General features: G+C 51.7%; 5 protein-coding genes and 1 pseudogene. All 6 read left to right on the top strand.

The features are described from left to right. Nucleotides 1–537: cell division protein FtsQ/DivIB (locus tag ACWIZX_RS12725; RefSeq protein WP_448336038.1), on the top strand; the 537-nt coding region annotated here is incomplete at its 5' end. Between the two features lie 11 nt (nt 538–548). Continuing rightward, a complete protein-coding gene (gene ftsA, locus ACWIZX_RS12720; protein ID WP_322794094.1) occupies nt 549–1,784 on the top strand; it encodes a cell division protein FtsA in 1,236 nt (411 codons plus the stop codon). 68 nt (nt 1,785–1,852) lie between these two features. Then, complete coding sequence (gene ftsZ / locus ACWIZX_RS12715) at nt 1,853–3,004, top strand: cell division protein FtsZ (protein WP_448336037.1); 1,152 nt, start codon at nt 1,853–1,855, stop codon at nt 3,002–3,004. A 665-nt stretch (nt 3,005–3,669) separates the two neighbouring features. Continuing rightward, a complete protein-coding gene (gene nrdR / locus ACWIZX_RS12710) occupies nt 3,670–4,122 on the top strand; it encodes a transcriptional regulator NrdR (RefSeq protein WP_322793928.1) in 453 nt (150 codons plus the stop codon). A gap of 16 nt (nt 4,123–4,138) precedes the next feature. Continuing rightward, entirely contained in the window at nt 4,139–7,987 is a 3,849-nt protein-coding gene (locus ACWIZX_RS12705; protein ID WP_448336036.1) for an LAGLIDADG family homing endonuclease, read from the top strand. An 83-nt stretch (nt 7,988–8,070) separates the two neighbouring features. Beyond that, nucleotides 8,071–8,844, top strand: a pseudogene (locus tag ACWIZX_RS12700) (hypothetical protein); the annotation flags it as partial.

Below are 8,844 nucleotides of genomic sequence, written 5' to 3'. Positions count from 1 at the left end.
TTTCCAGAACTGGCTTCCATTGATATCCAGGTGGGCTTACCGGCTGAGGTTATCATACAGGTGGTTGAACGCCAGCCGGTGATGATGTGGGACAAGGGTGATCAGGTTTATTGGGTGGACAGTGAAGGGGTCATTCTCCCGCCCCGTGGAGAAGTGCAAGGGTTGATGAGAATTGAATCCAATATGACACCCCCGTTGGCATCCACCAATAAAGAACCTGTAAAAGGGGTGGAGGGAAATCCCACCGGCGACTCACCAACTGCGTTATGGGGACAAAATATGGACACGCTGGTATTGAAAGCGATAAATGATCTCGTTTTTCGCTTGTCCCCTGAATCCAACCTGGTCTATAATTCTATTTATGGACTAGGGTGGCAGGATCCTCGCGGTTGGGAAGTCTATATCGGCAAAAATCTGGAGAATTTTGAACAAAAACTGACAGTCTATGAATCCATTGTTGATTACTTTGAAAAAACGGGAATCCATCCTCAAGAACTGGTCAGTGTTGAGTTCATTAATGCTCCCTTCTACAAGTAACGGAGAATGCCATGGATGAACCAATCGTAGTCGGAATTGATATCGGAACAACCAAAGTTTGTACGCTGGTGGCACGCGTGGAAGGCGAGCGAACCATGCGCATTCTTGGGGTGGGCATCGAGCCGTCGCAAGGAATTCGAAAGGGTAATATTGTTGACCTTGCGGCAGCTTCGACTTCAATTGCGCGTTCAATTGAGAAAGCTCAACGCACTTCAGGGTTTGAAATCACCTCGGCGCTGGTCAGTCTGGCGGGATCGCATGTGGCTTCGGTCAACAGCCGGGGCGTGGTTGGAATTTCCGGCGGAGTGATTGATGAACTGGATGTTGCCAGAGCGCTGGAGGCTGCCCAGGCAGTTGCAATTCCTCACAACCGACAGATCATCCATGTCATTCAACGCAGTTTTATTGTAGATGGTCAGGATGGCATTCGCACGCCGATTGGAATGCACGGCTACCGCATGGAGGTTGAGGCGCACATCATCACTGCGGCTGAATCAACCGTGGAAAATCTTCGCCAGTGCGTTCAGGCTGCCGGTGTACAGGTAACCCAGTTTGTCCTCAACCCGCTGGCTTCGGCGGAGGTTGTGCTTTCTGAAACCGAACGCCAAATGGGGGCTGTGGTGTGTGATATTGGCGGTGGCACAACCGATCTGGCTATTTACATTGACGGGGATGTGTGGCACACGATGGTGCTGGCCGTCGGCGGTAATCACATCACCTCCGATATTGCGCATGGTTTGCGTCTGTCCATTGATCAGGCTGAAGAAGTCAAAAAACGCTATGGACATGCGGTTGAATCCGAGATTGCCGAAAATGACGTGATCAGCGTGCGATCCTTTGGTCAGGAAGCGCCGGTGCAGGTCAACCGTCGAGATCTGGCGCATATCATTGAAGCGCGTGTTGAGGAAATTTTCATGCTCGTACTGCAGGAGATCAAACGTTCCGGTTATGACGGATTGCTGCCGGCGGGCATGGTTTTGACCGGCGGGGCAAGTTTGCTGCCCGGCATGAAAACCCTGGCCAGTTCAGTGCTCGGTTTACCGGTTCGGGTAGCCAAGCCGGAAAACCTGCTGGGTTTAACCGATCAACTGAACTCGCCGGCCTATTCGACCAGCGTAGGGTTGCTGCACTGGGCATTGCTGCTCAGCGAAGCCGAGCCGTTGCAACCGCGCCGGTCATTTCTCCCGAGAGGGATTAACTTGGATGGAGACAGGATCAAGAATTTCTTGAAACGCCTGTTGCCCTAACTTTTTCTGGAGGTCACGTACCTAAACATTCAAACCCAATCAAGACAGGTTAATCGGAGGAACAAAAAATGGATCTTTACAGCAATCAAGCCGAATCTTTTGCCCGCATCAAAGTAATTGGTGTGGGCGGCGGAGGCTGCAACGCAGTCAACCGCATGATCGAAGAGGGGTTGAGCGGCATCGAGTTCATTACGGTCAACACCGATGCACAGGCTTTGCTTCTTTCCAAAGCTCCTACACGGGTGCGGATTGGTGATAAATCCACCCGTGGTTTGGGGGCGGGAGGAAACCCCGAAGTGGGCCGTAAAGCGGCTGAGGAATCCGCCGAAGATCTGTACGAGGTGCTCAAAGGCTCGGACATGGTGTTTGTGACGGCCGGGCTTGGCGGAGGAACGGGCACCGGTGCCGCACCCATTGTGGCGCAAATTGCCAAAGAAGTTGGAGCGTTGACCATTGGTGTGGTCACCCGTCCCTTCACCTTTGAAGGCATGCGCCGCCAGCAGGCTGCCGAGGCCGGCATCTCAAAACTCAAGGAACATGCCGATACGCTGATCGTCATCCCCAATGATCGCTTGCTGCAAATTGTGGACAAACGGGTAACCCTGCAGGAAGCCTTCCGCACCGCGGATGATGTTCTGCGGCAGGGCATTCAGGGTATCTCCGAACTGATCACCGTGCCCGGATTGATCAACCTTGACTTTGCGGATGTGCGGGCGATCATGTCCGAAGGCGGCGCAGCACTGATGGCGGTTGGACATGCCAGTGGTGAAGACCGCGCCCGCATTGCGGCGGAAATGGCAATTTCCAGCCAGCTGCTGGATATTACGATTGACGGCGCGCGTGGAATCTTGTTCAATGTGACCGGCGGCAACAGCCTGACGCTGTTCGAGGTCAATCAGGCTGCGGCAATCATCAAGGAAACCGCTCACCCGGATGTTAACCTGATCTTCGGTGCGGTGGTGGATCCGAACATGGGTGATGAAATTCGCATCACTGTGATTGCAACCGGATTTGACCGGCCCAGCGTTCGTTCCCCTTTAGTGGAACCGCGCCCCGCCCCGAAGAAGGAAGAAACCGCTTCCTTCCCGGCGAGCAGCCCCGCACCTAAGGCTGAGCGGCAAGCGCCTCCCACCTCGCCGACCGAATTCCAGCCGCATGTGATCAACACCAACGATCTGGACATTCCGGCATTCTTGCGTAACCGCAACACGCAACGCTAAACCGTTCACCTGGATGATCGGAGAGCCGATGCTCTTCGCGGGTTTCGACCGAGAAACAAACAGGGCCAATTGAGGTGCCTGTAGTTCAGAATGTCTTTTTTCGGAAACCATCGGCATAGCAGAAGCCATCCTCCCTTCTGCCTGACGAACAGGGTGTCTTAGCGGTGTGTTTCAACCTGTCTTGAGGAACCCCCCTGAAAAAACTTCAGCGGGGGTTTCCGTTTTACTTTATAAAAGAAAAATCGGGAAAAACGAAATGAACTGGTTAATGAATCGTTAACATAAAAACTTCTAAAAATTTTTTCAGACACAATGACTTCCCTTATATGGGAGAAAACGTGAAAACGATGCTGCAAACGCCAGATATGGGTTGTCAAAAAAAGTAATGCTCCTCCAATTGTGGGTAGAAAGGCAGTGTCTGGAATTTGCTGAACGGAATTTCTACAAAGATAATTTTAAGATTAGAAAAGTCCTTTTTCTATTGCATCCTGCTGTCAGATGTGCTAAAATAATCCCGTACATATACTATACAAATATTATATTACCCCCATATATGGGGGTGCATTTTCCGGAAAAGGGATTGTCAGCAAGATAAGGCTCGATCAGGTAAGGGGGATGGGTGTGAGAGTCTATTCTCAAAGGTTATAACAGGATGGAGGAGTCCATTGCGTTGCCCATATTGTCATTATGAACAATCGAGGGTTCTGGATACTACTCACGACCAACGAGGTGGTATCCGCCGCCGCAGAGAGTGTGAAAAATGCGGCCAGCGATTTTCAACCTATGAGCGTGCCATTCTTGCCACGCCGCTGGTCATCAAGCGGGATGGAACCCGGGAAGAGTTTGACCGCGAAAAATTAATGCGCGGGATACGGATTGCCTGCGCCAAGCGCCCTGTATCTGCGGCTGAGATCGAACGATTGGTTGGGGAAATTGAATCGGCTTTGCAACAAATGGGGCGGGCGGAAGTTTCTTCCCGGGTGGTGGGAGACATGGTCATTGCCGGTTTGAAGGAACTGGATCAACTGGCTTACATTCGTTATGCGATTGTCTATTTGAACTTGAACGATTTACATGCCATTCGAAAAGAAATTGATCGCTTATTAGAAGGTTCATAATTTACAGGAGGATATCATGCAATCTCAACAACAAATTACAAAAAACGGCCTGCTGCCAACTCCCCCACGTCCCAAGGATCTTCCTGCTGTGGAATTAACCGAAAATGCCCGTCAGGTACTGATTCGTCGTTATGTACGGCGAGGCGATGACGGCAAACCGTGTGAGAGCGTCGAGGATATGTTCTGGCGGGTCGCTTTTCATGTTGCCAAAGTTGAGGAACAGTGGGGCAGTGATGTGATGAGCCGCGCGCGCGAATTTTACGTCCTCCTCACCAGCAAAAAGTTCTTCCCGAACTCGCCGACTTTCACTGGTGCCGGTACTCCGCTTGGGCAGCTGGCAGCCTGCTTTGTGCTGCCCATTAATGATGACATGGGACGGGATCCATCCGGCATTTTCCAGACCTTGCGGGATGCTGCCTTAATTCAACAAACCGGCGGTGGGAATGGTTTTTCTTTTTCGCGGCTGCGCCCAAAGGGCTCCATGGTCAAGTCGTCCGCCGGGCAGGCAACCGGCCCGGTGGGATTTTTACGGGTGTATGACCACGCCTTCGGCGAAATTGCCCAGGGGGGCACACGGCGGGGTGCCAATATGGCGGTGCTGCGTGTCGATCATCCCGACGTGGAAGATTTTATTACTTGTAAAACAGATGAGAATGCCATTACCAACTTCAACATTTCGGTTGGAATTACCGATGATTTCATGCGTGCCGTTGAAAACGACGAGGAATGGGAACTGCGCTTCCCGGATGTTCATTCTCCTCTTTACCGGCAGGTAAGGGGCACGCTGGAGCAACTGGTGGAAGCGGGTGTTCCTCTGGTGACCTATAAGAAAGTGCGTGCACGAGAACTGTTCGATAAAATCGTGCGGCAGGCTCATCATAATGGGGAGCCGGGAGTGTTGTTCCTGGATGCGGCCAACCGAAGCAATCCTGTGCCACATTTATATCCGCTGGAAGCCACCAATCCATGTTTTACAGGAGATACGCGAATTCCTACGGACATTGGGTTGTTAACGATTGCCGAGCTGGCGGAAATCGAACAGGATTTGTTCATTGCTACCGACAATCGAGCATTGCAGGGTGAAAGGGTTGGCGCAAGTTTAGGTGTGGCTTTGCGTCCGGCTTCTCCAGCCTGGAAAACACGAGAAAAAACAATGGTTTATCGGTTGCAAACCCAAGCGGGATTTCAGTTGACGGCGACACCGGATCATCGTTTCTTAACCCCGAGCGGCTATGTATCGCTTGAAAATCTCAAAGTTGGAGACAAGGTGCTGCTCCAGAGCGGTGAGGGGCCGTGGAGCAGGAATGTTCTACTGCCATTACCCCAAGAGTTTTACGAAGTTATGTCCGAAATGGCACATGGTGGCAACCATGTCGGTGGACAAACTGTGCAAAGAGCTGATTTTAAAAATCAGTATTCCAGCATTCCAAAACACTGGTCGCGCGATTTGGGTGTGGTGATGGGGGTTCTTGTAGGAGATGGTTGGTTAACCGAGAACAGCCACAGCCCATTGGGAATCTGCTTTTCTGAAGATGAGGTCCAAAAGGAAGTCTATTCTATTCTGTCGGAATGGTTTGGGGCTGGACATCTTCATTCTCGAGGAGAGGTTGTCCAGTTAACTTATGGTCGGTTGCCTTATCTATTCTTCAAGTCATTAGGAGTTTCGACCGCGAAATCGTCCGAAAAATGTGTTCCTTCAACAATATGGAGTGCGCCTCGCGAAGTTGTGATTGGCTTTTTGCAAGGATTATTCAGCGCAGATGGTTCTGTTCAAGTTAATAGTAAAAAACAAGACTGTACAGTTCGTTTGGCAAGCAGTTCTCTTAAACTTCTCCAGGAAGTTCAAATTCTTCTCATCAATCTGGGGATATTTTCCAGCATTCACCAACGAAGAAAAGCCGGTAAGAGATTGATGCCTGATGGGAGAGGAGATTATGCAGAGTATTCACTTCGAGATCAATACGAACTAATCATTGGCAAACAAAACCGTGACCGGTTCGCTCAAAAGATAGGATTCTTACAAACCCAAAAACAAGACCTTTTAGTGTCGTATGTAAAAAACAAGAAGAGAAGTAGCAACCGCGAGCTGTTCCTGGACAAGATTGCCAAGATTGAGGAAGCTGGTCTTGCAGATGTTTATGACTTGACTCAACCGGATACCCACAGCCTGATTGCAAATGGCATCGTGGCACATAATTGCGGCGAGCAATGGCTGGGTCCTTACGAAAACTGCTGCCTGGGTTCAGTCAATCTCGCACAACATTTTGCGCCGGATGGCAAGGTGGACTGGGAAACACTGCGCCAATCGGTAATCACTGCTACCCATTTTCTCGATGACGTGGTCGAAGCCAATCAATACGTGCCGGCTGTCCCGCAATTGAAGGAAGCTGCCCACCGCGCCCGCCGGATAGGATTGGGTATCATGGGGCTGGCGGACTTAATGTACCATTGTGGTGTGCGTTACGGTTCACCCGAGGGACAGGAATTCGCCGCTCAGGTCATGGAATTTGTCCGTTACCATGCCATGGTCACCTCAGTCGAGATGGCAAAGGAGCGCGGGCCATTCCCGGCCATCAAAGGCTCCATTTATGATGCGGATCACATGCGCTGGTCGCCGCCTAAGCCGCTTACCCCCTACGAACGGGATTGGGGACGCCCGATGTTGGATTGGGAATGGGTGGTGGATCAAATCCGGGCACACGGTATCCGCAATGCGGCTCAGACGACCATTGCGCCTACCGGTACAATTGCAACTGTGGCGGGCTGTGAGGGATACGGCTGTGAACCGGCTTTCGCGCTGGCTTACATCCGTCATGTCAATGACAACGGTAAAGATTTACAGCTGACTTACGCCAGCCCCCAATTTGAACAGGCCTTGATTAAAGCTGGAATAGAACCCGAAAAGCGGCAGGAGATCATTGAACAGGTCATGCTGGAAGGTTCCTGCCAGCAGATTGAGGCGGTTCCGGAGGAAATTAAGCGAGTCTTTGTTGTTTCCGGTGACATTACAGCGGAAGAACATGTGCGAATGCAGGCCGCCATGCAGGCGTTTGTGGACAACTCGCTATCAAAAACCATTAATTTCCCGGAAGGCGCAACCGTTGAAGATGTCGCCACCGCTTATCAGCTGGCGTGGAAACTCGGCTGCAAGGGGATAACGGTTTATGTAACCGGTTCCCGCGAAAAAGTGGTGCTGGAGACCTTATCCACAGCAAAGAAGAAGCAAGCAGGAGGTGAAGAAGAAGCGCCCCAACCGGTGACTGTCGAGAAACCGGAAGACCAGTTAACTATCTGGCACGAAACCAAGAAACCCCGCCCGCGTTATCTGACCGGCTTCACCTATTCCATAGATACGCCGCTGGGTAAGGCATTCATCACCGTCAATGAAAACGGCGGAAGTCAGCCCTTTGAAGTGTTCATCAATACTGCCAAGGCTGGTTCCGATACGGCTGCTGTATCCGAGGCAATTGGGCGATTACTTTCCTACATTCTGCGTCTTGCTTCGCCCATCGAACCAGCGCGGCGGCTGCGTGAGGCAGCCAATCAACTCTTAGGAATTGGCGGCGGCCGATCGCTTGGCTTTGGGCCGAACCGCGTGCGTTCCTTGCCGGATGGGGTCGGGCAGATTTTGGATGAGTATTTACAAATTCGGGCCGAACGAATGGTCTCTCAACAAGATAAAGAAAAGAAGGAACAGGCAACACCGGGCAATGGTCACCGCAGTGCAGCTGAAAAAAGTGATACCCAACCGGTTGGGCAAAAATTGCTGCGGTTTGGGGATTTATGCCCGGAATGCGGCGAAGCAGCTGTGATAAACGAGGAAGGCTGCCGCAAGTGTTATGCTTGTGGTTACAGTGAGTGTTGAGTTTGTTCATTTGGGAATGCAGTAAGATTCAGAGAGCGCCTCTGCTTGAGCGCTCTCTGAATACCTTTTATGGCTGGATTTTGGTGGTGTTTCTAAGTGGCTGCGTGGCGGTGACTTCACCTCAGGCTGAGCCGCCGGCAACCCTGTCGCCGGATCTTGCCGCAACAGCAGAATTGCCATCGCCAGGCCCCTCACCTTCTGTTGTGATTAGGAAGGTTTATTCACCTACTCCGACAATTTCACCAACCTTCACGCTCTCACCATCTCCTACCCTTACGGTTACATCTCCTACCCTTACAATCACGCCCACAATATCGCAAACACCCCTGCCGGTTTATACAAAATTACGAGGGAAGGTTATCATTGCACAGGCAGTCTGTCATTATGGGCCGGGTGCGCCGTACCTCTACAAATATGGGGTCTATGCAGGCAGTAACCTTGAAATTCTGCGGCGGGTTGAAGGTGGCAACTACATTGAAGTGCAGGCGATTGGAGGCAATAATCCCTGCTGGGTTCGCGCGGATTATATGGAAATTCGCGGGGATTTCAACAGTCTGCTGCCGGTTCATCCCTTTGAGGTCAAACTACCCATCTCGCCGTATTACACCCCGCCGGCGTGGGTGCGCGCTGAACGAAACGGGGATGAAGTCACGGTTGAGTGGGATGCGCTTAGCCTGCGTGCAGGAGATGATTCGGAGCAGACCCCTTATATTGTTGAGGCTTGGGTCTGCCAGGGCGGGCAAATGGTTTTCCAGCCAATCGGCTCTTACTTGACGCGGGTGACGGTTCGGGATGAAGCCGGGTGCGCTGAGGTATCCCGTGCCCGGCTGATTGCTGCCGAAAAACATGGGTATACC

Source organism: Bellilinea sp. (genome assembly GCF_053501535.1).
This window is presented reverse-complemented; position numbering and strand designations above follow the sequence as displayed.